The organism is Microbispora sp. GKU 823, assembly GCF_002027145.1.
GTDB classification, from domain to species: Bacteria; Actinomycetota; Actinomycetes; order Streptosporangiales; family Streptosporangiaceae; genus Microbispora; species Microbispora siamensis.
This window is the reverse complement of record NZ_MWJN01000038.1, coordinates 49,269-75,812: the sequence shown is the minus strand read 5'-3', so window position 1 is coordinate 75,812 and position 26,544 is coordinate 49,269. Positions and strand designations below refer to the sequence as shown.

The 26,544-nt window shown below is 72.0% G+C and carries 26 protein-coding genes and 2 pseudogenes; 10 read left to right on the top strand and 18 right to left on the bottom strand.

Features of this window, described 5'->3' with window-relative positions; genetic code table 11:
• Together B1L11_RS21115 and B1L11_RS21110 are read right to left on the bottom strand one after the other, a co-directional pair.
• On the bottom strand, window positions 1-287 hold a 287-nt coding region (locus tag B1L11_RS21115), incomplete at its 3' end, for a DUF222 domain-containing protein (protein ID WP_256862762.1).
• 954 nt (window positions 288-1,241) lie between these two features.
• Window positions 1,242-2,111 carry a universal stress protein gene (locus B1L11_RS21110; RefSeq protein ID WP_079316071.1) on the bottom strand — a complete coding sequence of 290 codons (870 nt, stop codon included), beginning with the start codon at window positions 2,109-2,111 and terminating at the stop codon, window positions 1,242-1,244.
• Between the two features lie 259 nt (window positions 2,112-2,370).
• Here B1L11_RS21110 and B1L11_RS21105 point away from each other — a divergent pair, with 259 nt between their 5' ends.
• Window positions 2,371-3,069: a CBS domain-containing protein gene (locus B1L11_RS21105; protein ID WP_306291686.1), complete on the top strand. Its 699-nt coding sequence runs from the start codon at window positions 2,371-2,373 to the stop codon at window positions 3,067-3,069.
• 55 nt (window positions 3,070-3,124) lie between these two features.
• On the opposite strand, the gene B1L11_RS21100 is transcribed toward B1L11_RS21105, so the two are convergent.
• Window positions 3,125-4,633, bottom strand: a complete 1,509-nt coding sequence (locus B1L11_RS21100) for an alpha-N-arabinofuranosidase (RefSeq protein ID WP_079316070.1) — start codon at window positions 4,631-4,633, stop codon at window positions 3,125-3,127.
• Window positions 4,634-4,899: 266 nt separating this feature from the next.
• Here B1L11_RS21100 and B1L11_RS21095 point away from each other — a divergent pair, with 266 nt between their 5' ends.
• Window positions 4,900-5,700: a glycerophosphodiester phosphodiesterase family protein gene (locus tag B1L11_RS21095; protein ID WP_218671229.1), complete on the top strand. Its 801-nt coding sequence runs from the start codon at window positions 4,900-4,902 to the stop codon at window positions 5,698-5,700.
• 153 nt (window positions 5,701-5,853) lie between these two features.
• Window positions 5,854-6,603, top strand: a complete 750-nt coding sequence (locus B1L11_RS21090; RefSeq protein WP_218671228.1) for a Gmad2 immunoglobulin-like domain-containing protein — start codon at window positions 5,854-5,856, stop codon at window positions 6,601-6,603.
• Window positions 6,604-6,765: 162 nt separating this feature from the next.
• On the opposite strand, the gene B1L11_RS21085 is transcribed toward B1L11_RS21090, so the two are convergent.
• On the bottom strand, window positions 6,766-7,524 hold the full coding sequence (locus B1L11_RS21085; protein WP_079316068.1) for an SDR family oxidoreductase: 759 nt from the start codon (window positions 7,522-7,524) through the stop codon (window positions 6,766-6,768).
• Between the two features lie 14 nt (window positions 7,525-7,538).
• Window positions 7,539-8,057: a carboxymuconolactone decarboxylase family protein gene (locus tag B1L11_RS21080; protein ID WP_256862758.1), complete on the bottom strand. Its 519-nt coding sequence runs from the start codon at window positions 8,055-8,057 to the stop codon at window positions 7,539-7,541.
• 221 nt (window positions 8,058-8,278) lie between these two features.
• Here B1L11_RS21080 and B1L11_RS21075 point away from each other — a divergent pair, with 221 nt between their 5' ends.
• Window positions 8,279-9,226, top strand: a complete 948-nt coding sequence (locus B1L11_RS21075; RefSeq protein WP_079316066.1) for an RNA polymerase sigma-70 factor — start codon at window positions 8,279-8,281, stop codon at window positions 9,224-9,226.
• A gap of 33 nt (window positions 9,227-9,259) precedes the next feature.
• On the opposite strand, the gene B1L11_RS21070 is transcribed toward B1L11_RS21075, so the two are convergent.
• The 3 genes from B1L11_RS21070 to B1L11_RS21060 all read right to left on the bottom strand — a co-directional run bounded on the left by B1L11_RS21070 (window position 9,260) and on the right by B1L11_RS21060 (window position 13,504).
• Window positions 9,260-12,160, bottom strand: coding sequence for a family 43 glycosylhydrolase (locus B1L11_RS21070; RefSeq protein WP_079316065.1), 2,901 nt, complete (start codon window positions 12,158-12,160; stop codon window positions 9,260-9,262).
• A 158-nt stretch (window positions 12,161-12,318) separates the two neighbouring features.
• Window positions 12,319-12,948, bottom strand: a complete 630-nt coding sequence (locus B1L11_RS21065) for an MBL fold metallo-hydrolase (protein WP_079316064.1) — start codon at window positions 12,946-12,948, stop codon at window positions 12,319-12,321.
• A gap of 49 nt (window positions 12,949-12,997) precedes the next feature.
• Complete coding sequence (locus tag B1L11_RS21060; RefSeq protein ID WP_079316063.1) at window positions 12,998-13,504, bottom strand: HPP family protein; 507 nt, start codon at window positions 13,502-13,504, stop codon at window positions 12,998-13,000.
• 162 nt (window positions 13,505-13,666) lie between these two features.
• On the opposite strand from B1L11_RS21060, the gene B1L11_RS21055 reads away from it, so the two are divergent.
• Complete coding sequence (locus B1L11_RS21055; protein ID WP_079316062.1) at window positions 13,667-14,227, top strand: CBS domain-containing protein; 561 nt, start codon at window positions 13,667-13,669, stop codon at window positions 14,225-14,227.
• A gap of 1 nt (window position 14,228) precedes the next feature.
• On the opposite strand, the gene B1L11_RS51555 is transcribed toward B1L11_RS21055, so the two are convergent.
• From B1L11_RS51555 to B1L11_RS21045, 3 genes are read right to left on the bottom strand one after another with little or no spacing between them, the layout of a single operon-like run.
• Window positions 14,229-14,846: a universal stress protein gene (locus B1L11_RS51555; RefSeq protein WP_372974707.1), complete on the bottom strand. Its 618-nt coding sequence runs from the start codon at window positions 14,844-14,846 to the stop codon at window positions 14,229-14,231.
• Window positions 14,843-15,124 carry a universal stress protein gene (locus tag B1L11_RS51550; RefSeq protein WP_143737428.1) on the bottom strand — a complete coding sequence of 94 codons (282 nt, stop codon included), beginning with the start codon at window positions 15,122-15,124 and terminating at the stop codon, window positions 14,843-14,845. The genes B1L11_RS51555 and B1L11_RS51550 overlap by 4 nt, the downstream gene beginning before the upstream one ends.
• Before the next feature lie 24 nt (window positions 15,125-15,148).
• The gene (locus tag B1L11_RS21045; protein ID WP_079316061.1) at window positions 15,149-16,825 is read right to left on the bottom strand and encodes a GAF domain-containing protein; all 1,677 of its coding nucleotides are present in this window, start codon (window positions 16,823-16,825) and stop codon (window positions 15,149-15,151) included.
• 166 nt (window positions 16,826-16,991) lie between these two features.
• Here B1L11_RS21045 and B1L11_RS21040 point away from each other — a divergent pair, with 166 nt between their 5' ends.
• Window positions 16,992-17,483, top strand: coding sequence for an OsmC family protein (locus tag B1L11_RS21040; protein WP_179155256.1), 492 nt, complete (start codon window positions 16,992-16,994; stop codon window positions 17,481-17,483).
• Here B1L11_RS21040 and B1L11_RS21035 read toward each other — a convergent pair.
• Genes B1L11_RS21035 through B1L11_RS21005 form a run of 7 tightly spaced genes read right to left on the bottom strand, consistent with a single transcriptional unit; the run spans window position 17,374 to window position 23,515 of the window.
• Window positions 17,374-17,841: a hydrogenase maturation protease gene (locus B1L11_RS21035; protein ID WP_079316059.1), complete on the bottom strand. Its 468-nt coding sequence runs from the start codon at window positions 17,839-17,841 to the stop codon at window positions 17,374-17,376. The genes B1L11_RS21040 and B1L11_RS21035 overlap by 110 nt on opposite strands.
• On the bottom strand, window positions 17,834-19,135 hold the full coding sequence (locus tag B1L11_RS21030) for a Ni/Fe hydrogenase subunit alpha (RefSeq protein WP_079316058.1): 1,302 nt from the start codon (window positions 19,133-19,135) through the stop codon (window positions 17,834-17,836). Before B1L11_RS21030 ends, B1L11_RS21035 begins: the two co-directional genes overlap by 8 nt.
• The gene (locus B1L11_RS21025; RefSeq protein ID WP_079316057.1) at window positions 19,132-19,926 is read right to left on the bottom strand and encodes an oxidoreductase; all 795 of its coding nucleotides are present in this window, start codon (window positions 19,924-19,926) and stop codon (window positions 19,132-19,134) included. The genes B1L11_RS21030 and B1L11_RS21025 overlap by 4 nt, the downstream gene beginning before the upstream one ends.
• 13 nt (window positions 19,927-19,939) lie before the next feature.
• The gene (locus B1L11_RS21020) at window positions 19,940-20,767 is read right to left on the bottom strand and encodes an FAD/NAD(P)-binding protein (protein ID WP_256862757.1); all 828 of its coding nucleotides are present in this window, start codon (window positions 20,765-20,767) and stop codon (window positions 19,940-19,942) included.
• Window positions 20,764-21,834 (bottom strand): 4Fe-4S dicluster domain-containing protein, encoded by a 1,071-nt coding sequence (locus B1L11_RS21015; RefSeq protein ID WP_079316056.1) that lies wholly within the window; start codon window positions 21,832-21,834, stop codon window positions 20,764-20,766. The genes B1L11_RS21020 and B1L11_RS21015 overlap by 4 nt, the downstream gene beginning before the upstream one ends.
• Before the next feature lie 57 nt (window positions 21,835-21,891).
• Entirely contained in the window at window positions 21,892-22,695 is an 804-nt protein-coding gene (locus B1L11_RS21010; RefSeq protein WP_079316055.1) for an SAM-dependent methyltransferase, read from the bottom strand.
• Between the two features lie 34 nt (window positions 22,696-22,729).
• A complete protein-coding gene (locus B1L11_RS21005) occupies window positions 22,730-23,515 on the bottom strand; it encodes an IclR family transcriptional regulator (RefSeq protein WP_079316054.1) in 786 nt (261 codons plus the stop codon).
• A 69-nt stretch (window positions 23,516-23,584) separates the two neighbouring features.
• On the opposite strand from B1L11_RS21005, the pseudogene pobA reads away from it, so the two are divergent.
• From pobA to B1L11_RS51545, 4 genes and pseudogenes are all read left to right on the top strand, one after another.
• Window positions 23,585-24,758 (top strand): annotated as a pseudogene (gene pobA, locus B1L11_RS21000) (4-hydroxybenzoate 3-monooxygenase).
• Window positions 24,755-25,423, top strand: a complete 669-nt coding sequence (gene pcaH / locus B1L11_RS20995) for a protocatechuate 3,4-dioxygenase subunit beta (protein ID WP_079316053.1) — start codon at window positions 24,755-24,757, stop codon at window positions 25,421-25,423. The pseudogene pobA and the gene pcaH overlap by 4 nt, the downstream one beginning before the upstream one ends.
• Entirely contained in the window at window positions 25,420-25,911 is a 492-nt protein-coding gene (locus B1L11_RS20990; RefSeq protein ID WP_079316052.1) for a hypothetical protein, read from the top strand. The genes pcaH and B1L11_RS20990 overlap by 4 nt, the downstream gene beginning before the upstream one ends.
• Window positions 25,912-25,999: 88 nt before the next feature.
• Window positions 26,000-26,464 (top strand): annotated as a pseudogene (locus B1L11_RS51545) (lyase family protein); the annotation flags it as partial.
• Window positions 26,465-26,544 lie beyond the last annotated feature (80 nt).

The following is a 26,544-nucleotide window of genomic DNA, read 5'->3' as shown; positions in this document are numbered from 1 at the left end:
CCCACCCTTTGTGGGCGGACCCGCAGGAACCGCCGCGCGTAATCGGCCTGCTCATCCCCCTCTTCCCCATCAGGGTCCAGCACCGCCCGCAGGTAACGGCCCGCTTTGGCCACCTCCGCCGGACCCGCCTTACCCGCCAGCTCCAGCAAAATCGGCTCAGCCACCCCCACCTGCTCATCGCTCAACTCCGCGGTCGCGGTGCAGATCGCCTCCACCACCCCCGCCGCCAAACGGCCCTCGGCGAACGCCGCACGCACCCGCGGCAGCCGGGCCAACTCCACCGCCACCGTCAGCAACCGGCCAGCCCCCGCCACACTCATCCCCCCCGGCGGCACGCAACCAACTCCGGGTCGAGGCATGACCATGCTGCCTGGCCTGCCCCGCACCATGCACCCGCCCCACCCGATCAGCAAGAGCACACGTGATCCGATCCCGGACGAACATCAACTCCTCGGCCTCCGCCAGACAGATATCCACATCATCCGGCAACGGCGCCAACGCCAACTCCTGCGCCGACTCACGAAGCGAACCAACCAACACCCACGACGACCGGGCCCGACCCTGACCGGCACCGGACGCGCCGCCGCTGGTGTCCTGGCTCGCGTCCTGCCGCAGTCCGCAGTCGTTGATCGCAAAGTGCTCGCGGGCGGCTGAGCCCTCGGACGACCACAACGGGGAACCGGCCGTCAGCTGATCCCACCAACCGTCATCAGCGTTATTCGAACGACGAGGGCGGCCAGGATCGAACTCAGAGAAATCCATCACGCCCCCTCCATGAGATTCGAAAACCTGTATTAATTATTTGACCTCTCGGCAGCCAAAGCAACCGAGAGAGACGATTAGTTGGAGTTACAAGCAACGCCAGCGCATCTTGGGCGAATTGCCAACCAGCGAGGTTTCCCGGCGCTCGCCGTCTTTCCGGTCTAATCCCGCAGAGCGACGCGATGAGCCACCGCTGAACCCAGTTCGACTTGTCACCGAAAACCGGCAAGCGCCTTTACTTTGTAGATTCGGGGGTTTCTTGTGCCCGACTTATCGGGAACGAATGGAATTTGCGTACCCGTTGAGGCCGGGTGCGGGGACCGGGAGCGCCCTCGACTTGGCGGTCGCTGCTGAGCGGACGCGTGTTGGGCAGACGCATGTTGAGCAAAGCGGAACCGAACGGACGCGGGCCGAGTCAACGCACACTGCCGCGGGGCGCGTGCCCGAAGGTGATCGCCGAGGGCCCCGCCCCTGGGCCCTCAGCTCTCCGCGTCGCGGGGCCGTACGACCGCCACGGGGCAGTGCGCGCGGTGCAGCACGGCGTGACTGACCGAGCCGATCAGCGCGCCGCGCACGCCGCCCCGTCCACGGGACCCGACGACCACGAGGTCGGCGACGAGCGAGGCGTCGGCCAGCGCCGGGACCGGGTGGCCGCAGACCGCCGACTCGACGAGCGGGACGTCCGGGTGCTTGTCGCGCCACGGCGCGAGCCGCAGCCGCGCCGCCCGGCACTCGTTGTCGAATATCTCCTCGAGTGCCGTTCCGTAGCCGACCGCGAAGGGCGAGAACATCGGCATCTCCCAGGCGTACACGGCGTGCACCCGCCCGCGCCGCGCCCGAGCCTCCTCGAAGGCGAATTCCAGGGCCGCCTCCGAGTGAGGCGACCCGTCGAAGCCGACGACGACCTCGTGATAATCGTCCCGGTGCGGTTTGCGCACCACCACGACCGGGACTTCCGCGTGACCGGCAAGGCCGAGGCCGACGGACCCGAGGACCAGGCCGGAGAAGCCGCCCATCCCCCGGCTGCCGACCACGAGGGCGTCGGCGCCGGCAGACCCGGCGCGCAGGGTCTCGACGACCGTCCCCTCGGCGAGCTCCGTGGTCACCTCCAGGCCGGGGACGATCTCGCGGGCGCGGGCGGCGGCCGCCGCGAGCACACCCTCGCAGAACTCGCTGTAGGACTGGGCGAAGCCTTCCACGGCGTGGAACGGGTACTCGTGCGCCCACGGTTCCCGCACGTGGACGATCCTCAGGGAGGCCCCCCGGCGCCGCGCGTCGTCCGCCGCCCACTCCAGCGCCGCCGTCGCTGGCTGCGATCCGTCGACGGCGACGACGATCTGTCCGGCCATGTACTTCTCCTTCTGTGCTGAAGCGGTTCGCGGACGCGCGGGTTGGTGCTCTCGGCCACCATCGCACCGTGTCCGCTGCCCACGGCGCAGCAGACGAAAGTCCTCAAGCGGAGGGACTTCCGCCCGGCCGGCACCTGTACGACGGAACGGCTGCGGGACCTTCGGCCCTGCACGTGGCCCCGGCCCGGGGATGGGATGGAAGTCGCGGGCCACTTCCCCGATGGCAAAGCGGCGCCCCGCGACCTTAAGGGAGGCCGCCATGAACATGAAGGTGCAGGACGTCATGACCACGGACGTCGCGTCCGTCCACGCCGGCACGCCGTTCAGGGACATCGCCGAAGTGCTGATCACCCACGCCGTGGGTGCCGTGCCCGTCGTGGACGGGGACGGCCGTGTGCTCGGCGTCGTGTCCGAGGCCGACCTGCTGCGCAAGGAGGAGTTCAGGGAGCAGTACTACCGCGAGGGCTACCGGCCGCCGCTTCGCGCGCGGCTGCGCGCCCGCCTCGGCCAGGAGGGCGGGGCGCGGACCAAGGCGGCCGGGGAGACGGCCGCCGACCTGATGACCTCCCCCCGCCGTCACGGTCACCGCAGGCACGACCACGGTCGCGGCGGCCCGCCTGATGGACGAGCACGGGGTCAAGCGGCTGCCGTCGTGGACGCCGAGGGCCGGCTGCGGGGCATTGTCAGCCGCCACGACCTGCTCAAGACGTTCGTACGTGCCGACCGCGAGATCGAGCGCGAGGTACGTGTGGAGATCCTCGGCCGGAGCCTGTGGGCCGACACCTCCAAAGTGGGCGTCCACGTCCACCAGGGCGTGGTGACGCTCACCGGTGAGATGGACCGGCACAGCGCCGCGCGCGTCGCCGTACGGATGACGCGCCGGGTCAGCGGCGTCGTCGACGTCGTGGACGAACTGCGGTGGAAGGAGGACGACACCCCCACGTGGAGCGGCGGGTGAACGCGGCCCTCCCCCGGCTCGACGACGCGGCGAGGCACCTGAGACGTGTCGCCGATCAGACCCTCGACAGCCTGATCACGTTCCAGGAGACCGGCGGCAGCACGATCCGGAGCGGATCGCTCCGGTGGCTCGTGTTGGGGCGGGGCGCCACCCGATCGGGGTCGTCGGCGGTGTTGCGGGCGTACACGTCCTCATGCGTGAGCGTGGTCGCCTCGGCGATCCGCACGGCGCCTCCACCTGCGCCCAGCGGCCCCGCGTCGAGCTCCAGCTCCAGCGGCTCGGCCGTCGACCTGTTCACCACGAACAGCGTCGTGTCCGCCTCGTCCTGCGTGGCGACCGCGTGGAGCACGGGCACCTCGCCGAACTCGGCCGTCCCGTACGTCGGGCAGACGGGCTCGACCCGTACGACGTCGCCCTTGGCGTGCCGTGCCGCCTGCGCGAACGGGTGGAAGGTGGTCTGCCTCCAGGCCCGGCCGCCCGGCTCGGTCATGATGGGCGCGATCACGTTCACGAGCTGGGCCAGGCAGGCCGCCGCGACCCGGTCGCTGTGCCGCAGCAGTGTGATGAGCAGGCTGCCGAAGGCCACGGCGTCGGCGAGGTGGTAGTGGTCCTCCAGCAGCGGCGGCGCGACCGGCCAGTCCTGCCGGGGCGCCGCCGCCTGGACGCGGCTCATGTACCAGACGTTCCACTCGTCGAAGGAGACGGAGATCTTCTTGCGGGAGCCGAGCCTGGCCCCCACCTGGTCGGCCGTGGAGACGACCGTGGAGATGAAGTGCTCCATGTCGGTGGCGCAGGCCAGGAAACCGCCGAGGTCGCCGTCCTTCTCCTCGTAGTAGGCGTGGCAGGAGATGTGGTCGACCAGGTCGTAGGTCTCCTCGAGCACGGTCGCCTCCCAGGCGCCGAAGGTCGGCATGGAGGAGCCGGAGCTGCCGCAGGCCACCAGTTCGAGACCGGGGTCGACCATGCGCATCGCGCGGGCGGTCTCGGCGGCAAGCCTGCCGTACTCGCGGGCGGTCTTGTGCCCGATCTGCCAGGGGCCGTCCATCTCGTTGCCCAGGCACCACATGCGGATGTCGTGCGGCTCCTTGGCGCCGTTGGCGATCCGCAGGTCCGACAGCGCGGTGCCGGACGGGATGTTGCAGTATTCGAGCAGGTCCACGGCCTCCTGGACGCCGCGGGTGCCGAGGTTGACCGCCATCATCGGTTCCAGGCCGGCCAGGCGGCTCCACCGGACGAACTCGTCGAGCCCGATCTCGTTGGTCTCGGTGCTGTGCCAGGCGAGGTCGAGCCGGCGCGGGCGCCGCTCGCGCGGGCCGACGCCGTCCTCCCAGCGGTAGCCGGAGACGAAGTTGCCTCCGGGGTAGCGAACGGTGGTCACGCCGAGCTCGCGGGTGAGCGCGAGCACGTCGCCGCGGAACCCCTCCCCGTCCGCCGTGGGGTGGCCCGGCTCGTAGATGCCGGTGTAGACGCAGCGGCCGAGGTGCTCGACGAACGTGCCGAACGTGCGGCGCCGTACGGGGGCCACCCGGTGGGCGGGGTCGATGGTCAGCTGTGCCTGGAGCACGAGGGGATCTCCTTCACCGGGCGGCGGGTCTCGCGCGCCGATTGTTAGCGTTCGCATCGCCCGTGGTCAAGTTCTCGGCCCCGGAAAACTCGACTGTTGACACACTGCTGTTACCGCTAACAGTTCTGCCATCGGCCACTGTATGCCGCGCTGGCCAGTGGCGAGGATCGCTCCGATGACCGCCTGTCCGGCCGTTTCTTGATCTCCCGATGACCATGCCAATACGATGCCGCGCTGACGACACAGGCGATCTCGGGGGTTGGACGATGAGGATCACGACTGCTCTGTGTGCGGCGGGGGCCGTCCTCGCCACGGGCGCGACGGTGGGCGCCACGCCCGCCGCGGCGTCCGGCGTGAGCGCGCTGCCGCGCTGCCCGCTGGTGTTCGGGCACGGGGGTTACCCCGAGGGCGCCAACGGCTGGGCGAAGGACCAGATGCGCCAGCCCAACAACGTGCGGGGGCTCGACGACCAGAAGTCCTGGGGAGCCGCCGGGGTCGAGGCCGACGTCCAGCTCACCAAGGAGGGGACCAAGGCCGTGATGTGGCACAACAGCACCACTCACGGGCTGACCGGCACGCAGCAGAAACTCACCGACATCTGGTGGACGTACGGCGCGGGCAACCTGGCCGGCCGCCGCATCACCCGGGGCCCCTACCAGGGCGAGCGCGTCTACTCGCTGCGGCAGTGGCTGGACCACGCGCGCTCCCTGGGACTGGTCGCGCTCCTGGAGATCAAGCCCGAGACGAAGCCCGTCCTCACGAATCCCAAGTTCGCCGCGAAGGGGTGGAAGGAGATCTCCGACCCGATCAGGGAACGCCAGGGAAAGCAGCGGATCATGGTCTACTCCAACGACCCCTGGATCCAGGGCGAGCTGGCCAAGCGTCACCCCTCCCTGCTGAAGGGATCCGCCGGCCGGTGGACCGACAGCGTCCACTGGACCGAGCCGGCGCCCTCGTGGAAGGGCAACGTGTCCCAGTGGCAGGCCGTGCTCAACCAGTCCCCGGGCAGCGTCATGACGAACTACCCCAAGGAATACCGCGCCTGGCTGCGGGGCAAGTGCCGCTAGGGAATGTCCGACATCCCGCCGGGCATGCTCTCAGTCAAGTGAACCTCTCGGGGCGGGAGCGAGCATCGTGACTGGCGGCGTGACAAACGGCCGGGCGGGCCGGGCCCGGTGGGCGCCCGCCGTGCTGGCCGCGCTCGGCCTGCTGGCGGGCGCGTGCGGAACCGGCCCAGGAACCGGCACAGGAACCGGCACAGGGACCCGCACAGGAAGCGGCGCAGGAACCGGCACGGTGTCCGTCCGGCCGAGCAGCCCGGTGGCCACCACCCCACCCCCTCCGCGGGCTCTCTCGTGGCGGGCCGCTATCAGCCGCTGTGGCCGTTCGCCGACGAGGAACAGGTGCGGGACTGGCAGGAGAGCTACCGCTCGGGCGGCCACCAGCCCTGGCACCTGGACGCGGAAAGGACCGCGCTCTCCTTCACCCAGGGGTTCCTGGGTTTCACCGATGTCGACCGGGTGGTCAAGCGTACGGTGACCGGCGCGGACGCCCGCGTCTCCGTCGGGATCCGCGGTGAGGGCGGCGGACGGCCCGGCATCGCCGCCGTCATCCACCTGGTCAGGTTCGGCACCGGGCCGGACGCGCCGTGGGAGGTGGTGGGCACGGACGACACCACCTTCTCCCTCACCACCCCCCGGTACGGCGCCGTCGTGTCCTCCCCCGTCAAGGTGGGCGGAAGGATCACCGGAGTGGACGAGAGCATCCGGGTGCGGGTGCGCGCGACCGGGAGCACCGGCCCCCTCGGCGAGCGCTGCTGCGTCTCGGCCGGAGGGGACGACGCCCCCTGGTCCGCCACCGTGACCTTCCGCGCGGCCCCGGGCCGGACGCTCACCCTCGTCGCCAGCACCGGCGGCCACGTGGCGGAGGTCGAGCGCTTCACCGTCACCGGCGTCCGGCTCGCAGGGTAGGTCTGCTTGGCCCGCCGCCCTGACCAGGCCGGACGCGGCAAGAGGCGCTGAATGCTCGTGCAGTGCGTCGACGACGGGCAGCAGCCTTAGTAGGAACTCAGCCAGCACGAAAACTATCGGTAAAGTGGCGAAAGTAGGGCAAGGCCGTGCCGTACGACCGGCTCAGGGTTGGGTGCCGAGCCACTCCTTGAAGGTGGGTCCTGCGAGCTTGGCGTGCGGGCCGGGCAGGAATCCGCCGTTGGCGGCGGTCTCGGCATCGGGCATACCCGAGCCGTCGACGCCTATGACCTTGATGCTTCGGCGGGCGCCGAGGAGTGCGGCCGCCTCCGCCATGATCTCCTTGCGGGGGCCGGCGATCTCGGGAATCGGTGTTCCTGGGACGGGTGCGCCGGGGTCGAGGGTGAGGTCGACCAGTTCCTCGGCCACGGTGCGGCAGGCCACGAGCTGGGTGGGCAGGGCCGGGATGTAGGCGACGTCGCCCTGCTGCCAGTCCAGGAGCTGGCCGACGAACTCGTGGAACTGCGCGGCCCGCAGGATGCGGACGGAGAGCGGGCCGGACAGAAGGAGCTCCTCGTGCACCTTCTTGGCGGCGAGGAAACCGGCGGTGGCCTTGTCGGCGCCGATGATGGACGCCATGGCGATCCGGGCGACCCCTGCCCTCTGACCGTACTCGTGCAGATTGCGGGCAGACGTGCGGAAGAACTCCGTCGCCGCCTCCTGCTCGGAGGAGTGCCACGAGGCGACGTCGATGATGACCTCGACCCCGGTGAGGGCCTCAGCGAGGCCCTCACCCGTGATGATGTCAACGCCGGTGGCTCGGGACATCGGCACGACCCGGTGCCCCCGCTCGGTCAGGACGTCGACGACGTGGCGGCCCAGCCGCCCGGTCGCTCCCGCTACCGCGAACGTGGTGATGCTCATGCTGGGTGCCTTTCTTACTCGTTGTAGTTCTGGCCGGGGGGCATGCCGGGGATCGGCTTGGCGATGAGAGCGGCGGGGGTGAAGAAGCCGATGTGGGCGATCGCCATGATGAGCGACCACATCGCCTTGGCGTCGTAGTGCGCGGACGCCTTGGCGTACAGCTCATCGGGGACGCGCTCCCCGGACGGGTTCGGGGTGAGGACCGCCTCCACGAGCTCCAGCGCGACGCGTTCGGCATCGGTGAAGTAGGAGGCGTCCCGCCAGGTGGCCACGGCGGTGATGCGCTCTTCCGATTCCCCGATCCTGCGGAGGTTGCCGGTTTCGCGGATGGTGAAGTACGTGCTGCCGAGCATCTGCCCGGCGCGCAGCTGCAGCAGGTGGATGGTGGTCTGCGCGATCCCGCTGTTCCGGAGGGCCCTGTGCAGGCCTTCGCCGACTTCGGCCATCTCGGGGAGGAAGGGGAGGGGGTTGGGCATACGCGACCGCAGGTCCTCCTGCTTGGTCGTCGTGTCGGTCGTCATGGCTGTGGACATGGAGAGGTCTTCCCTTCTCACTCTCAACTCGTGATGGTGCGTGCCGTAGTGCCGTACGGATCGTTCGCGCGGCGTCCTGACGACCACGAGACGCCGGCGCCCCCATCCCTGTAACAGCGCGGCCATGTGACATAGGCCACCCACCGTGGGTGTTACAAAGCGGTGGTGGCCGGCGTCTTGTGCGTGTGGCAGGGCTGAAAGCGAACAGGCAGGAGCCGGGCATGAGCGAGCGCAGCAAACGAAGTGCGGACGCAGCCGAGCCGCTCGATCGTGCCAACCGCGTCGATTCCGTGGACTCTGCCACCGAGGCGTTCGTCGCCCATCGCAATCTGCTGTTCACCGTGGCCTACGAGATGCTCGGTTCGGCCGCCGACGCCGAGGACGTGCTGCAGGAGACCTGGCTGCGATGGGTGGACGTCGATCTGGACACCGTGCGGGAGGAGCGCGCCTTTCTGATGCGGATCGTCACCCGGCAGGCGCTGGACCGGCTGCGTGCGCTCGGGCGGCGTAAGGAGGCCTACGTCGGGCCGTGGCTTCCCGAGCCGCTGCTGACCGCGCCCGACGTGGCCGAGGACGTCGAGCTCGCCGAGAGCGTCTCGATGGCGATGCTGCTGGTGCTGGAGACCCTTCAGCCGACCGAACGGGCGGTGTTCGTGCTGCGCGAGGTGTTCGGCCTGGACTACGACGAGATCGCCGAAGCCGTCGACAAGAGCCCGAACGCGGTACGCCAGATCGCCTACCGGGCGCGGGCACACGTCGCCGCGCGCCGACCACGCGGCATCGCCTCACCGGCCGAGGCCCGGGCCGCCCTCCAGGCCTTCCAGCAGGCGGTCGAAACCGGCGACCTGCAGAGCCTGCTCGACATCCTCGCGCCGGACGTCGTCGCCCTGAGCGACGGCGGCGGAGTCAGGCATGCCCTGCTGCGGCCCGTCGTGGGGATCGACAACGTGGCTCGCCTGCTGGCCGTCGGCTGGTGGAAACGCGACGCGGAAAGGTCGGTCGAGCTGGTTCAGATCAATGGCGGGCCCGGGCTGCTCGTGCGAGTCGACGGGAAGATCGACGGAGTGGTGGCGGTGCGCGTGGAGAACGGCTACGTCACCGGCGCCTACCACGTGCGCAATCCCGAGAAGTTGTCGCGTGTGGAGCGGGAAACCGCCGTGACCCGCTGAGCTCAGCCGGTCGAGCCCGTCTCTCCACCGGACCTACTTGGCGTGGACGACGACGCTGCCGTGGGCCGCGTCGCCCGCGCCGTTCTGGTAGATCACGTCGCCGGTCTTCTCGTCCCAGATCCGGACGGCGAAGCGGTCGACGCCGTCCCCGTCGCCGGTGTCGCCGTCGCGGGCGACGACCTCGAAGCCGTACCGCGCGGTGCCGCCGACAGTACCAGTGCCGCCGACAGTACCGGTGCCGCGGTAGCGGATCTCCCCGCCCGACACGACGAGCCAGTCGTACGCCGTGGACCGGAAGTTCAGGCGCCCGGCCTGGAACGAGAACGTCGTGCTCCCGATCGGAGCCGCGTAGTCCTTCTCAGCCGTGTTCTTCACGTACTTGGCCACGAACCCGAAGGCGGCCGTGCCGGTCAGCGCGGGGTTGGCGCGGTAGGCCCCCGCGGGCGAGTCGATCCAGCCGCCGCCGGTGACGAAGCCGGCGTCCCGGTCGTACACGACCACCGGACGGCCGGTCGCCGTGGTGGTCGCGCCGTCGTCGTCGGCGACGGTGACGACGGGCTCGTGAACGCCCGGCTTCGCATAGGTGTGCCGAGCCGTGCACGTCCCACCGGCGATCGCGCCGGACGAGGTGGTCCCGTCCTTCCAGTCCGCCGTGCAGGTGAGTTCGTCGTTCGCGCCCGGGTCGCCGACCGGCACCGAGAGGGTCACGCGCGTGCCTGCCTCGACCGGCCCGGCGGGCGTGACGACGTCCCCGGCCTCGGGGGCGGCGTTGGCGACGGTCACCTTCGCGGTGCCGCGGCTGCGGCCGGAGGTCAGCGTGACCGTGTAGGTCCCCTCGTCAGTGCAGGTGACGGCGGTCTCGGCGGCGCCGGGGTCGGAGAATGAACAGGTCGCGCCGGAGTCGACGCCGTCGACGGGCGCGTAGCTCCACTTGGCCGCGCCGGTGGCCGACCCGGCCAGCCGGATCGGGGACCCCTCGGTGCCCGAGGCGTCCGGCCCGGCGTTCGCGACCGACACCGGGTCGACGCTCTCCAGCGTCGGCACGACCTTCTTGATCAGGCCGTTCTCGTCGAACTCCATACGGTCGATCGTGGTCTCCCGGTGGGTGCCGTCGCCGCCGGGGATGGCGAAGCGGTGATAGGCGATGTACCAGTCGTCGGTGCCGGGCACCCGTACGACGGAGTGGTGGCCGGTGCCCTTGATCCCGAGGGACAGGTCCTTCTGCAGGATCACGCCCCGCTTGGTCCACGGGCCGAGCGGCGAGGCGCCCGTGGCGTACGCGACCTGGTAGTTCTCGTCGCGCGTGTCGTTCTCCGACCACATGAAGTAGTAGATCCCGCCGCGCTTGAAGACGAACGAGCCCTCGTTGTAGCCGCTCGGCTTGTACGTCTTCACCTTGGCGGGGTCGAACGACACCATGTCGTCGTTCAGCGGCACCTGGTAGGAGTTGCCGTTGCCCCAGTAGAGGTACGCCCGGCCGTCGTCGTCGACGAACACGTCGGAGTCGATCATCTGGCCGCTGTAGGTCCCGGCCGCCACCAGCGGCTTGCCCAGGGCGTCCCTGAACGGCCCGTTCGGCGAGTCGGACACGGCGACGCCGAGGTGCTTGGCGGTGTTGCCGGTGGCCATGCCGCCGCTGAAGTAGAAGTAGTACCTGCCGTTCCGCTCGGCGATCGTCGGCGCCCAGGCGCTGTTGTCGGCCCAGGTCACGTCCGGGCCGAGGTCGAGGACGACGCCGTGGTCGGTCCAGTGGACCAGGTCCTTGGACGAGAACGCGTGGAACTGGGTGCCGCTCCAGCCGGCGAAGCCGTCGGTGGTCGGATACATGTAGAACGTGTCGCCGAACACCGTGATGTTCGGGTCGGCGTACAGGCCGGGGAGCACCGGGCTCTTCATCACCCGCGCCTCGACCGTCCACGTCCGCCGGGCGCCGTCGGAGCCGGTGACGGTGTAGGTGACCGGCTCGGACAGGTCGCGCGCGGTGCCGGAGGCCGGGCTGATGCTCGCCCCCGGGACCAGGGTGAACTCGGGCGCGAGCCGGGTGAGGTCGGTGCCCTCCTTCACCGGCAGGACGATCCTGCCGTTCGTGCCGTCCACGATCGCCGGGAATTTGAGCTCGGGCAGCGTGGCCGCGCCGACGGCCGCCGTGTTGCCGGAGACCTGGAGCACCTCGGTCGCCGACAGCGCGTGGTCGTAGATCCGGAAGTCGTCCACCTCACCGGCGAAGTAGGGGTCGGCCGCGTAGAGCGACTTCCCGATGTATCCCGTGTAGTCCTTGGTCGCGTCGTACAGGTCCGCGGGCTTGACGGGCACGTCGGCCGCCCGTGCCACCTCGATGCCGTCGAGGTACATGACGGCCGTCCTGCTGTCGCCGTCGACGGTCACCGCGACGTGCTTCCAGGCGTCGCCCGGCAGGGCCGACCCCCCGGACAGCTTCGACTCGGCCTGCCAGCCACCCGTCGTGATCGCCGAGTAGAGGATCTTGCCGCCGTTGTACGGCGAGGTGAACAGGTATTCGCCGCTGTCCGGGCCGAGGCCGAACAGCCACTGGTTCACCGTCGTCGAGGCGTTCCACTTCACGTACGTGGCGACGGTGACGCTGCCGCGGCCCTTCAGCACGCCGTTCGGAATCTTCACGTACGGCGCGGTCGTGGACGAGGACGACCCTCCGGCCATCTTGAACGAGCCGCCCGACACCCCCTGCCCGAAGGCGGGCGTCCGCTCGTAGCTGCCGTCGTTGCCGTGACCCGAGGCGTCGTGGACGACGCTGCCGCCCGTCTCGTCGAACGTGTACCGCAGCAGCAGGCCGGGCGGCTCCGCCGCCCCGGCCGCGTGCGCCGGGGTCGTGAGCGGGCCCGCCACCATGGACAGCGCGGCGACGGCCGCGAGGGCGAGGCGTGGGAGGCGGGGTGGGGGGTTGGTGCCGCTGCGCATCGTCTCTCCCGGGCCGGCGACTCGGGACCACCGGCGTGGTTAACGCTAACATCAGGAGACCTACGCCGCCCCCGGCGGAGTCGGGGGCGGGTGAGTCGGTCTCGTGAGTGTCTGCCGCGGGGCGTTTGATCGTCAAGACCCCGCGCGCGGCCCGGGTGTCAGTGGCCCCGGCGGATCCACTCGTCGAGGTGCGGCGACTCCGCGCCGATGGTCGTGCTGTCGCCGTGGCCGGTGTGGACGACGGTCTCGGGCGGCAGGACCAGCAGGCGGTCGCGGATCGAGTCGATGATCACGCCGAAGTCGGAGAACGAGCGGCCGGTGGCTCCAGGACCGCCCTGGAACAGGGTGTCGCCGGTGAACACGACGCCGAGGCCGGGCGCGTGGAAGCAGCAGGCGCCGGGAGCGTGCCCCGGGGTGTGGAGCACTTCGAGGCGGGTTCCGGCGACCTCGATGACCTGCCCGTCGGACAGCGTGCCGCCGGGCTCGCGATCGGGGTGGGTGAGCCGCCAGACCGGCAGGTCGGCCGGGTGCAGCAGGACCGGCGCCCCGGTGGCCTCCGACAGTTCCGGCGCGACCCGCACGTGGTCGTCGTGGGCGTGGGTGGCGAGGATGGCCACGACGCGCCGGCCCGCGACCACGTCCGTGATCGCCTTGACGTCGTGGGGAGCGTCGAACACCACGCACTCGGTGTCGTCGCCGAGCACCCACACGTTGTTGTCGACGTCGAAGGTCTGGCCGTCCAGGCTGAAGGTGCCCGACGTGACGGCATGGTCGATACGGGCACTCACTTGATGATCACCACCGTGCGGAGCATGCACCCATTGTGCACGATCGGGATCACGGTCCCTGCCGCTGGTCCTCGGCGGTCCGCGAGGGCTTCGGCGGCAGCACCGGCTCAAGGCGGAACATCCCGGCCGACACCTCCTCGTGCCGGGGCGAGGCCCCCCGCCTGCCCGCGACCGCCACGAGCACGTCGGTCACGGTGACGAGACCCTGCAGCGTGCCGGAGGCCCCGATGACCGGGACGACGTCCACCCCCGACTCCAGCATGACGTCCGCCACTGCGGGAAGCGACGCGTCGGGCGGCACGTGCGGGCACCTGCGCCCGGACAACAACTGCCGCACCTGGCTGCTCGACTGCTCCGCCGGTCCGCCCGACCAGTGGGCCGCGATGTCCTCTCGCGTCAGCACGCCGATGATGCGGGAATTCGCATCCACCACGGGCAGGTGATGCATCGACCCGCGGCGCATGAGTTCCCAGGCCATGAGCGGCGACTCGTCCGGCTTCACGGTCACGAGCACCCTGCTCATCACGTCGGCGGCGGTCATGGCTTCTACGGTCATCGTTCCTCCCCGGGGCCATCTCCATCCGACCACCGTGAGCGCGTCCGCCGCAGGGCCCAAAGACCCGACGGCCGGGGACCTCCGGCACCTGCCCGTACGACCCGGGCGACGATGGAATGACCGTGCAACGTCCAGGACGGCGACGGACGCGGGAGGTGGGCCATGCTGGCCGGTGAGGTCATGAGCAGCCCGGCGATCACGTTGCGCCGCGACGACTCCATGCGACGGGCGATCCGGACGCTGTACGACCACGGCATCACGGCCGCCCCCGTGCTCGGGGAGCACGGGGAGCTGGTCGGGATGGTCAGCGAGATCGACCTGCTGTGCGGCGCCTTCGCGCCGGGCGCCTCGCCGCCCCGCACCGTGGGAGACGTCATGTCCCGCCAGGTGAGCACGGTCGAGGACACCACGGACGCGCGGGTGCTGACGGACCTGGTGATCGCCAAAAGGATCAAGAGCGTGCCCGTGCTGCGCGACGAGCGGGTCGTCGGCATGGTCAGCCGCCGCGACCTCATGGCGCTGCTGGCCAGGTCGGACGACGAGCTGCGCGAGGCCGTCCTGGCCGCCCTGCGCGAGCGCTACCCATCCGAGACGTCCTGGGAGGTGACCGTCCGCGACGGCGAGATCGACGTGCTCGGCCCCGAGGGCCAGGGCCCCGGGCACGTGGCCGACCTGCTGGCGCGGACCGTCCCGGGCCTGCGGCCGGCCCGGCTCATCCGGTGACTCACCGCCGCGCCTCTCCCCGCACCACCGCCACTGGGCAGTGCGCGTGGGCGAGCACGGCGCGGCTCACCGAGCCGAGCACGGCCGCGGTGAAGGCGTTGCGGCCGTGGGAGCCGACGACGAGCAGGACGGCCCGGGAGGACGCGCCGAGCAGCGCGGAGACCGGATGGGCGCGTACCATGTCCAGCTCGATCTTGACGTCGGCGTACCCGCCCTGCCACGGCCGCAGCTCGCCGCGCGCGTAGTCCTCCGCGGCCCGCCGCATCTCGTCCAGGTCCATGGCGATCGCGGGCCCATACGGCACCGGCGGCTCCCAGGCGCAGACGATACGCACCCGGTGGCCGCGCAGCCGCGCCTCCTCGAACGCGTACGACAGGGCGGGCCCGGACGCCTCCGAGCAGTCGAACCCCACCGCGATCTCCGCCCCCGCCTCCGGGGGCGCCGGCCGTACGACGACGACCGGCACGGCCACGTGACCGGCGACCTGGTTGCCCACCGACCCGAGCAGCATGCCGGGGAAGCCGCCCGCGCCGTGGCTGCCCAGCACCACTTCGGCGGCGCGGGCGGCCTGGTCGCGCAGGACACGGCCCGGACGCCCCTCGACCAGCTCTGTCGTCACGTCGAGGCCGGGCGCCGGTGCCGGGCGACCCGCTCGGCGTGGTCGAGGATCTGCTGCCCGGAGGGGGCCAGCCTGTCGTAACTGTCGGGGACCGGATAGCGCGGGGCGTCGTACGGCAGGCGCTCGGCGGCGTGGACCACCCGCAGGGGCAGGCCCCGCAGGCCGGCGTGGTCGGCCGCCCACTCCACCGCCCGGGTCGCCCCGGCGGACCCGTCGGTGCCGACGACGACCGGATCGACGACGGGATCGACGACGGAATCACTGATCGGCTCGGTCATGGCGCGATGCCTCCTCACGGCGTCTCACGCTGTCGACGGGGTCGACGGCAGCGGGACGCTCCAGCACAGGCGGGTTCCCCCGGCGGCGCGGGCCTCGGCGGCGCACGAGCCGCCCAGGCTCTCGGCGCGGTCACGCAGGTTGCGCAGGCCGCTACGGCGTCCCCGCGCCGGGATGCCGACCCCGTCGTCCTCCACGAGCAGGGTCAGCCGGTCCTTGTCCAGGCACACGGTGACGGTGGCGCGGGTGGCGTGGGCGTGCCGCACCACGTTGGAGATCGCCTCCCGCGCCACGGCCAGCAGGTGCTCGCGGATCGGTGCGGGCACGCGGGTGTCGAGCTGCCCGTCCATGCGCAGGGACGGCACGAAGCCGAGGGGCCCCCGCGCGCCCTCGACCAGCTCGACGAGCCGGGCACGCAGCCCGGGGGCGCCCGCCGGGGCCCGCAAAGCGAAGATCGTGGAGCGGATCTGCCGGATCGTGCCGTCGAGTTCGTCGATCGCGGTCCGCAGCCGCGCGGCCGCCTCCGGGTGCTCCACCAGCCGCGCGGCGCCCGTCAGCGTCATCGCGACCGCGAACAGCCGCTGGATGACCACGTCGTGCAGGTCCTTGGCGATGCGGTCGCGGTCCTCCAGCAGGCCGAGCCGCTCGGCGTCCCTGCGTGCCTCGTCCAGTTCGAGCGCGACGGCCGCGTGCCCGGCGAAGGAGTGCACCATGCACACCTCGGGCCGGCTGAACGGGACGCGGCCGGGCCGCCTGCCCAGCGACAGCACGCCGCGCACCGCCCCCGGGGCCCCCAGCGGCACGGCGCACACCGCTCCCGTCTCTCCGAGCGCCGTGAGGAGGTCGGTGTCGCCCAGGTCGGTGACCACGCGGGGCTCCGCGTGGACGAACGCCTGCCCGGCCAGCGAGCCCTCGACGGGCAGCCGCCGCACCCGGGCCGAGCCGGGCACGCCGTCCGCGATCGCGACCCGCAGCGTCCGGCCGCCGTCCTCCGGCAGCAGGATCGCCACCACGTCGGCGCCGGCCATCTGCCGGGCGCGGCGGGCGATCAGCGTCAGCACCCGCGGGGTCTCGGCGCCGGACAGCAGACTCCTCGTGATCTCCGCGGACGCCTGCAGCCAGGTCTCCCTGCGGCGGGTGTCCTCGTACAGGCGGGCGTTCTCGATCGCCACCCCGGCGGCGCTGGCGAGGGCCACGACGATCGCCTCGTCGTCCGCGTCGAACTCCCCTCCCCCGCACTTCTCCGTCAGGTAGAGGTTGCCGAACAGCTCGCCCCGGACGCGTACGGGCACGCCGAGGAATCCGGTCATCGGGGGGTGGCCGGGCGGGAAGCCGTACGACTCGGGGTGGTCGCGGATGCGGGCCAGCCGCAGCGGCCGGGGTTCCTTGATCAGCAGCCCGAGCAGGCCCAGGCCGTGGGGCCAGTGCTCGATGCCGGCGATCTCCTCCTCGCTCAGCCCCACGGGGATGAAGCGGGCGAGGGTGTCGTCCTCCCCGATCACGCCGAGCGCGCCGTATCGGGCGTCGACCAGCGCGGCGGCGGTCTCCACGATCCGGCGCAGCACGGTCTCCAGATCGAGGTCCCCGCCCACCGAGACGACCGCCTCCAGCAACGCGTGCACACGGTCACGCGTCGACAGGACCGCCTGCAACCTCGTGTGCAGCTCGGCCAGCAGCCCGTCCAGGTGCGTCTGCGGGATCATGGTCCGCTCCCCCGTCGGCCCCCACAGTTGGAGTGTCGCAAACCGGGGCACTCCGGGCTCCTGCTCTTTGCCAGGTCGCGACCGGCTTCTTACGGTCCGTATGCGCCCACCCACCGCCCGCCACGGACATACTCGGATAGAGCCGAATCGGACGCGGGGGTGCGCCATGAGTGAGCCGCGTGACGGTGTCATCCGGGTCGCCTGGCACGGAGCCGACCGGTTCGACGTCCGGATCGGGCGCCACGTGATCCGCACCGACCAGCCCGCGGACGTCGGCGGGAGCGACACCGGCCCCACTCCGGCCGAGCTGTTCGTGGGCAGCGTGGCCGCGGGCGTCGCCTGCTGCGCGGAACGCTACCTGCGCCACCGTCAGCTGCCCGCCGGGGTGGGCGTGACCGCGCGGTACGGCCTGGGCGTCTGTCCGGGGCGGATCGACTCCATCGAGCTGTCGGTGGACGCCCCCGGCCTGCCCGCGGGGCTGCGCGCCTCACTCCTGTCGGTCCTGGAGCACTGCGCCGTCTGCGCCACGCTGCGGGTGCCGCCGCAGGTCACGTTCGAGGTGCGCCAGGCCGTTCCCGAGACAGCCGTTCCCGCAGCTCATCGGCCGTACGGCGGACCGCGGCCAGGACCTGCGGGGTCATCGGGGCACCAGGGGTGAAGTCGCCGCCCTCGATGCCGGTGACGACCAGCTCGTCCGGCAGGCGGCCGAGGGCGCGCCCCAGCTCGACGGCGTCGGCCAGCCCGAGAGAGTGAGACCCGGCCCGCACGGGCGGGCGCACGGGCATGTGCAGGGGCAGATGCACGGTGCCGGGCGGAGCGCCGGACGAGACGGCGTCGACCACGATCGCGAGCACGGCGCCCGACCACGCCTCGACCAGCGCCGCCGGGTCTCCGGAGCTCTCCACGACCGCGACGGACGGCGGCAGCGTGCCCCGCAGCAGCCGGGCGACCTCCAGGCCCGCCGCGTCGTCCCCGCGCAGATCGCTCCCGACGCCGATGACCACGCTCTCACCCACGGTTCACCCGGAAGTCGAGGAAGTGGGCCGAGCAGGAGATGCAGGGGTCGTGGTTGCGTATCGCCCTCTCGCACAGGAGGGCCAGCTCGTCCTCGGGCAGGGTGAGGCGCGGGGCCAGCAGGTCGCGCAGGTCCGCCTCGATGCGCGCCTGGTTCTGCGCGGTGGGCGGCACGATGCCGGCCTCGGCGACCAGCCCGCCGTCGTCGAGCCGATAGCGGTGGTAGAGCGTGCCCCGCGGGGCCTCCGACGCGCCGTGACCGACGCCCGGCCGCGGCTCGACCGGCACACACGGCCGCTCCGGCTCGGCGTATCCGTCGAGGAGGCGCAGCGCCTCGTCGCACGCGTGCACGATCTCCACGGCCCGCACGACGATGCCGCGGTAGGGGTTGCGGCAGACGGGGCCGAGCCCCGCCGCGGCCGCCGCATCCCGGGCGAGCGGGGACAGCCGCGCCGAGTTGAGCGCGTAGCGGGCCAGGGGGCCGGTGAGGTAACCGGTCTCGCCGTCGAGCCGGGCGTGCAGGGCGGTGGAGTGGGGCACCTGTTCCTCGATCACGTGGTCCGGCCACCCTGCCACCTCGAAGCCGGAGACCGGGCGGTATCCGTCGCCGGTGACGACCGTGCCGGACAGGATGGCGTACTCGCCGGGGTGACGCAGCGCCAGGAAACGGTAGTCGTGCTCGACGTCGGGGAAGTCGAACCCGGCGACCCAGGCGACGGTGGCGAGGGCGTGGTCGCGGGCGCGGCGCAGCCGTTCGGCGACGGGGGCGAGCTCGTGCCGTGTCGGCGCCCGGTAGAAGCCGCCCACTTTGACGTTGACGGGGTGGATGGGCCGCCCGCCGATCGCGGTGATCAGCTCGTTGCCCGCCTTCTTCAGTTCGAGCCCGCGCTCCACCAGGTCTCGGCGGTCGGCGGCCATCGCGACGCCGCTGTCGTAGCCGAGGAAGTCGGGCGCGTGCAGCAGGTAGACGTGCAGCGCGTGCGACTCGATCCACTCGCCGTAGTAGAGCAGCAGTCGCAGATCGCGCAGCGGCCCGGTGATCTCCGCTCCGCAGGCCGCCTCGATCGCCTGGCAGGCGCTCATCTGGTACGCGACGGGACAGATGCCGCAGATGCGGGCGGTGATGTCCGGGGGCTCCATGTGGCCCCGGCCCCGCAGCATCGCCTCGAAGAACCGGGGCGGCTCGTAGATCCGCAGCTCCAGGCCGATGATCCGGCCGTCGTGGGCGTGCACCACCAGCGCGCCTTCGCCCTCGACCCGGGTCAGGGCGCCGATCCGCACCGTCTTGTGCGTCACTCCTCCCCCTCCCCGGACTCCTGGGCCTCCTCCGCCGCCCTCCGGAAGGGCTCGGTCGTGGCGTGGTAGGTCCGGTAGATCCGCACCAGCTCGGGGGTGCTCATTCCGAGGCCGCGCATCCAGTGGTTCAGCGAGGTGTGGTTGGGGCTCTCCATCGGGCCGAAGCAGCCGTAGCAGCCCCGGTTGAACGCCGGGCACAGCGCCCCGCAGCCCGCCTGGGTGATCGGTCCCAGGCAGGGGGTGCCGTGCGCGACCATCACGCAGGCGTTGCCCCTGGCCTTGCACTCGACGCACACGCTGTGCGCGGGCACGACCGGCCGCCGCCCGGCGAGGAACGCCGAGATCACTTCGAGCAGTTGGTGCTTGTCCGGCGGGCAGCCGCGCAGCTCGAAGTCGACCGGCACATGCGCGGCGATGGGCGTCGAACGGTCCAGGGTGGCGATGTAGTCGGGCCGGGCGTAGACGACCGCGGCGAACTCCTTGACGTCGGCGAAGTCGCGCAGCGCCTGGATGCCCCCGGCGGTGGCGCACGCGCCGATGGTGACCAGCCGCTTCGACACGCGCCGCACGTGCCTGATCCGCTCCAGGTCCTCCGGCGTGGTGATCGACCCCTCCACGAGCGACAGGTCGTACGGGCCCGGCCCGGGGGCGCTGGACGCTTCGAGGAAGTAGGCGATCTCCACCCGGGCCGCCACGGAGAGCAGCTCGTCCTCGCAGTCGAGGAACGTGAGCTGGCACCCGTCGCACGAGGCGAACTTCCACACGGCCAGCCGGGGCGCCCTGTCCACCACCGCGACCCCCCTCTCACAGCTCCGGGACGGCGAGCATCGGGGCCGCGCGGTCGTACCGCAGCACCGGCCCGTCCTCGCACACGAACAGCGGACCGAACTGGCAGTGGCCGCAGCGGGCCACCGCGCACTTCATGTTCCGCTCCAGCGACAGCTCCACCCGGCCGGGGGCGACACCGCGCCGCACCAGTTCCGCCGCCGTCTCCCGCATCATCGCCTCAGGCCCGCACACGAAGGCGTACGTGCGGCGCGGCTCGAAGACGATCTGGTCGATCAGCCGGGTGACCAGCCCGACCGGTCCCCGCCAGGTGTGGTCGGGGTGGTCCACGATCACCTTGACGTCCGCGCCCTGCCGGGCCCAGCGGGCCAGGTCCCCTCGAAACAGCAGCATGGCGGGCGCCCGGCTGCCGGCGATCACGCTGATCCGGCCATAGCCGAGCCGGTCGCGCAGCAGCGCCCGCACGAGCGGCCGCAGCGGGGCGAGGCCCAGCCCGCCCGCGGCCACCACCACGTCGAGGCCCGCAGCGGCGCGCAGTCCCCAGCCCTGGCCGTACGGCCCGCGCACGCCGACGACGTCACCGGGCCGCTTGCCGCACAGGGCGGCGCTGACGGCGCCCACGGCCCTGATCGTCTGCGTGTAGCCGCCGGAGGGGGCCCGTCCGCTGACCGAGACCGCGATCTCCCCCACGCCGGGGGCGTACAGCATGGTGAACTGGCCGGGGTGGAACGGCGGGCAGTCTCCGCGCAACGGCTCCAGCGTCAGCGTCACGGTGTCGACCCGGTCAGGACGGCGGGAACGCACGCGGTACGGCGCCGGCGTCATCGGGTGCGGGCCGCCGATCATGGCAGGTTCGCCAGCTCCTCCGTGACGTCGATGCCGACGGGACACCAGGTGATGCAGCGCCCGCAGCCGACGCAGCCCGACATGCCGAACTGGTCGATCCAGGTCGAGAACTTGTGGGTGAGCCACTGGCGGTAGCGGCCGGCGTTCGAGCCGCGCACGGGCGTCCCGTTGACCTCGGAGAAGTCCAGCGTGAAGCAGGAGTCCCAGCGCTCGATCCGCTCGGCCGCGCCGTCGGTGAACGACGTGGCGTCCTCGACCGTGGTGCAGAAGCAGGTGGGGCAGACCATCGTGCAGTTCGTGCAGGTGAGGCACCGGGCGCCGACCTGCGCCCAGCGCGGTGAGTCGTGCGCCGACAGCCGCTCCTGGATGCCCTCGGTCTCCACGTGGCGGCCCATGTGCTCGGCGGCGTCGCGGGACACCTCGGCGGAGGCGGCCAGGTCCTCGGCCGAGGCGGGCCGGTGCGGCAGCGCCGCGACGATCTGTTCGCCCCGCTCGCTGCCGGTCTCCACCACGAACCGGTGCGGCGCGGCCAGCTCGGTGAGCGCGAGGTCGAACCCGGTGGTGGCCCGCGGTCCGGTGTGCATGGAGACGCAGAAGCAGGTGCCGCCGGGCACGGCGCAGTTGACCGCGACCAGCAGCAGGGCCCGCCGCCGCCGCAGGTACGCGGGATCGGGGTGCCTGCCGCCGAGGAAGACCCGGTCCTGCACGGCGATCGCGGCCAGGTCGCAGGCCCGCACACCGAGCAGGGCGACCCGCGGGGCGTCCTGCTCCGCCTCCTCGATCTGTTCGCCGCGCATGCGGAACAGCGTCTGACGGGGCGGCTGGGTGTACCGCTTGGCGGAGTCGGGACTCGCCGCGAACGAGAAGATCATCTCGCCTGCGCCTTCGGCGAGGCGGTAGCGGCCGGGCTCCTGGACGTCGGTCCACCCCCTGGCGAGCCGGTCGGCCGACGCGATCTCCTCGAAGCGGATGACGCGCTCGCGCACGACCGGGCCCACGACGGCGTAGCCCCGGGACCGCAGCTCGGCGACCAGGGGTTCCAGCGACTCGATCACGACGGCGTCCATGGCGTCCCCCTCGCCCGTTCGCCCCTCCCGCCTACAGTACTCCCGTCAGGGGAAGACTCAGCGGAGCCGGCCGACGCCGCCGAGGACGTAGCCGCCCTTGCTGTGCTCGACGAAGTCGCTGTCGTTGCGCCAGTCGGCCACGTCGACCAGCCCCGGCTCGACCAGCTCGAACCCGGTGAAGAACCGGGCGATGTGCTCCGGCGTGCGGTCGCGGAGCGCGGCCGTGGACTTCTCGTACACCGCCCGGGTCTCGGTGATCGTGTCCTCGCTCAGGCGGCCCTGGGTGCCATGGGAGATGACGAGGTAGCTGCCGGGGGCCATGCGCTCGCGGAAGTAGGCCACGACCCGCTCGGCGTCGTCGTCGTCCACGAAGTGCAGCACCGCGACGAACAGCACGGCCACGGGCTTGCTGAAGTCGATCAGTTCCTTCGTGATCGGGCTTTCGACGATCTTGTCCGGGTCGCGCATGTCGGCCTGCACCACGCCCGTACGGCCGCTGCCGGTGAGCAGCGCCCGGCCGTGCGCGGCGACGATGGGGTCGTTGTCGACGTAGACGACGGTCGCCTCGGGATCGACCTCGTGGGCGACCTCGTGGACGTTGCCCTGCGTGGGGATGCCGGTGCCGAGGTCGAGGAACTGCCGGATGCCCGCCTCGCTGAGGAAGCGGACGGCGCGGCCGAGGAACTCCCGGTTCTGCCTGATCACGAGGCGGCCGTCGGCGCCGACCAGCTCGAGCAGCTTCTCGGCGGCGGCCCTGTCGACCGCGAAGTTGTCCTTGCCGCCCAGCCACCAGTCGTAGATCCGCGCCACACTCGGCGTGGAGAAGTCGATGGCCTTCAGCGCTTCCTCGTCCCGGCCCACCTGCGATCCCCTTTTCTCACGTTCGCCGCCGATCTTAACGAACGTTGATCGATTTCGGGGGACCGGCCACGGCGGCCCGGTAGTCGCCGGCGATGCGGGCCGCGACCGCCAGCAGCGGATCGACCAGGCGGGGCAGTTCGCGCACCCGCCGCGAGGACACCACGATGCCGACGGCCGCGACGGGCCGGTCCCCGACCAGCACCGGCGCGGCGGCCGAGCAGGAGCCGAGCGTCATCTCCTCGTGGGTCGTGGCGTATCCCTGGGCGCGCACCTGGGCCAGCTCGCGGGCCAGCCGGCCCGGCTCGAAGATGGTGTGCGGGGTCGGCCGCTCCAGCGGACGGGACAGGTAGGACGTGACGAACCAGGCCGGCTCGAAGGCGAGCAGCGCCTTGCCGACGCCGGTCGGATGCATGGGCAGGCGCGAGCCGGTCCGCGAGACGATCGGCACGGCCCGCTTGCCGTACACCTTGTCCACGTAGAGCACCTCGACCCCGTCGCGCACCGCCAGGTGGACGTTCTCGCCGGTGCCGCCGAACAGCTCCTGCAGCCAGGGGTGCGCGACCTCCTGCAGCGGGTCGGGGGCGAGCTGTCCCAGCTCCCACAGGCGGCGGCCGATCTGGTAGCGCCCGTCGGCGCCGCGGCGCAGGGCGCGCCACTCCTCCAGCTCCGCGACGAGCCGGTGGACGGTGCTCAGCGCCATGCCGGTCCGCCCGGCGATCTCCGTCAGCGTGAGCCGCGGATGATGGGCGTCGAAGGCGCCGAGGATGGCCAGCACCCGGGACGTCACGGAACGCCCCAGGTCGCGCGCGCCGCCGGCCATGTGACTCCTTCTTCCACTCAGTAGAAGCAAAGCCTACGCGGGACGGCGGATGCTCCCGATGCTTGAGCCATGCGAACTCAGGTCGGGATCATCGGGGCCGGACGGCCGGCCTGCTGCTCTCCCATCTGCTCCATCTGCGCGGGATCGAGTCCGTCGTGCTCGAACGCCGCAGCAGGGAGTACGTCGAGCGGCGGGTGCGGGCGGGGGTGCTCGAACAGGGCACGGTGGACACGCTCGTCGAGGCGGGCGTGGGCGAGCGGCTGAAGCGGGAGGCCTGCCCCACCACGGCATCGAGCTGCGGTACGGCGGAGCGGGCCACCGGATCGCCTTCGAGCGGCTGGTGCCCGGCCGGTCCATCACCGTGTACGGCCAGCAGGAGGTGGTCAAGGACCTGATCGCCGCCCGGCTGGCCGCCGGGGGCGACGTCCGCTTCGAGGTGGACGACGTGGCCCTGCACGACATCGACACCGACCGGCCGTACCTCACTTTCGGGGGCGAGCGGCTGGACTGCGACGTGATCGCGGGGTGCGACGGCTTCCACGGCGTGTCCCGGGCGTCGATCCCCGAGGGCGTGCTGACCGAGTATCGCCGCGACTACCCCTTCGCCTGGCTCGGCATCCTCGCCAGGGTCAAGCCGTCGTCGGAAGAGCTGATCTACGCGCGGACCGAGCGCGGCTTCGCGCTGCACAGCATGCGCTCCCCGGAGATCAGCCGCTTCTACCTCCAGGTGGCGCCCGACGAGGACCTCGAAGCGTGGCCCGACGAGCGGATCTGGGCCGAGCTGCGGGCCCGGCTGGAGACCGTGCCCGGCTTCACCCTCGCGACCGGCGACATCGTCGAAAGAGGGATCACCCCCATGCGCGGCTTCGTGGCCGAGCCCATGCAGCACGGCCGGCTGTTCCTGGCCGGGGACGCGGCCCACATCGTGCCGCCGACCGGCGCGAAGGGGCTCAACCTGGCGGTGGCCGACGTGCGGGTGCTGACCGAGGCGCTGGCCCGCTTCTTCGCCGACGGCTCGACGGAGGCGCTGGACGGCTACTCGCGGGCCTGCCTGCCCCGGGTGTGGCGGGCGCAGCACTTCTCGTGGTGGATGACGACGCTGCTGCACACCTTCGAGTCCGACGACGCCTACGCCCGGCGGCTGCAGACCTCCTACCTCGACTACGTGACGTCCTCAGAGGCGGCCGGGACGACGCTGGCGGAGAACTACGTGGGCCTGCCCTACGAAGAGGAGACATCGTGACACACCCGCCCTACCTCTACCCGGACTACGCCAGCACGGTCCTGCGGGCGCCGTCCCGGCCGCCGCTGGAGATGAAGGAGGACCCGGAGGCGGCCGAGCTGACCGGCCCGGTCTTCGGTCGCGACGAGGTGGACCCGCTCGACGCCGACCTGACCGCGGGCCACGCGGGCGAGCCGCTCGGCGAGCGCATCATCGTCACCGGGCGGATCCTCGACGCGTCGGGCCGGCCGGTGCCGGACACGCTGGTGGAGATCTGGCAGGCCAACTCCGCCGGCCGGTACGCCCACCAGCGCGACCAGCATCCGGCGCCGCTCGACCCCAACTTCACGGGCGCGGGCCGGTGCCTGACCGACGACGAGGGCCGCTACCGGTTCGTCACGATCAAGCCGGGGGCCTATCCCTGGCGCAACCACCCGAACGCCTGGCGGCCCGCGCACATCCACTTCTCGATCTTCGGTACTGCGTTCACCCAGCGCCTGGTGACGCAGATGTACTTCCCCGGCGACCCGCTGTTCGCCTTCGACCCGATCTTCCAGTCCATCCCCGACCCGGCCGCCCGCGAGCGGCTCGTCTCCACGTTCGACCTGGACATCACCGAGCCGGAGTGGGCGCTCGGCTACCGGTGGGACGTGGTGCTCGGCCGCACCCCGATGGAGGACGCGTGACCACCCCTTCGCAGACCGTCGGCCCGTTCTTCGGGTTCGCCCTGCCGTACGCGGGGGACTGGGAGCTCGTCCCCGAGGGCCATCAGGGGGCCGTGACGATCACCGGCCGGGTCCTCGACGGAGCCGGCGAGCCCGTGCCCGACGCCCTGCTGGAGCTCTGGACCGGGGAACCCGGCGATCGGTCCGCCCTGGGCCGCGGAGGTGCCGGTGTCTCCGGCTTCGGGCGGTGCGGCACCGCGCCCGACGGCTCCTACCGGTTCCGCCTCGCGCCGCCGTCCCGTCCGTACGCCGCGCTGCTGGTGTTCGCGCGGGGCCTGCTCAAACCGGTGCGGACCCGTGTCTACCTCGCCGACGCGCCCGACCCCCTGCTCGACTCCCTCGACCCGGCCCGCCGCGCGACGTTGCTGGCCCGCCCGGAGGGGCAGGACGTCTACCGGTTCGACGTACGGCTGCAGGGCGAGGAGGAGACGGTCTTCCTTGAGTTCTGACGCGAGTTCTGATCGCGGCCTGCTCTCCCCGGTGTGGGCGGGCACGGAGGTGGAGGCGGTCACGGCCGACGACGCCTGGCTGCGGGCGATGCTGGAGGCGGAGGTGTGCCTCACGCGGGCGCAGGCCCGCCTCGGCGTCGTCCCTGAGCGGGCCGTCGCCGCGATCGCCGAGGCGGCCGACGCCTTGTCGAGCGGGGAGGACCGCTGCGACGCCGCCGACCTCGCCCGCCGCGCCAGGGACGCGGGCAACCCGGTCGTGCCGCTCGTCAAGGATCTGCGGGCCGCGGCCGGCGAGGCGGGGTCCTGGGTGCACCACGGCGCGACCAGCCAGGACATCCTCGACACGGCGGCGATGCTGGTCGCCGCGCGGGCCCGCGAGACGATCCTGCGCGACCTCGGCCGGGTGCTCGCCGCGCTGGCCCGGCTCGCCGGTGAGCACCGGGACACCCCGATGGCGGGCCGTACGCTCGGGCAGCAGGCCGTGCCCACCACGTTCGGGCTGAAGGCCGCCGGGTGGCTGGTCGGCTGCCGGGACGGGTGCGACCGCCTCGCGGCGGTGCGGCTGCCGGTCCAGCTCGGCGGCGCGGCCGGCACCATGGCCGGGTACGGCGAGCGGGCCCTCGACCTGTTGCC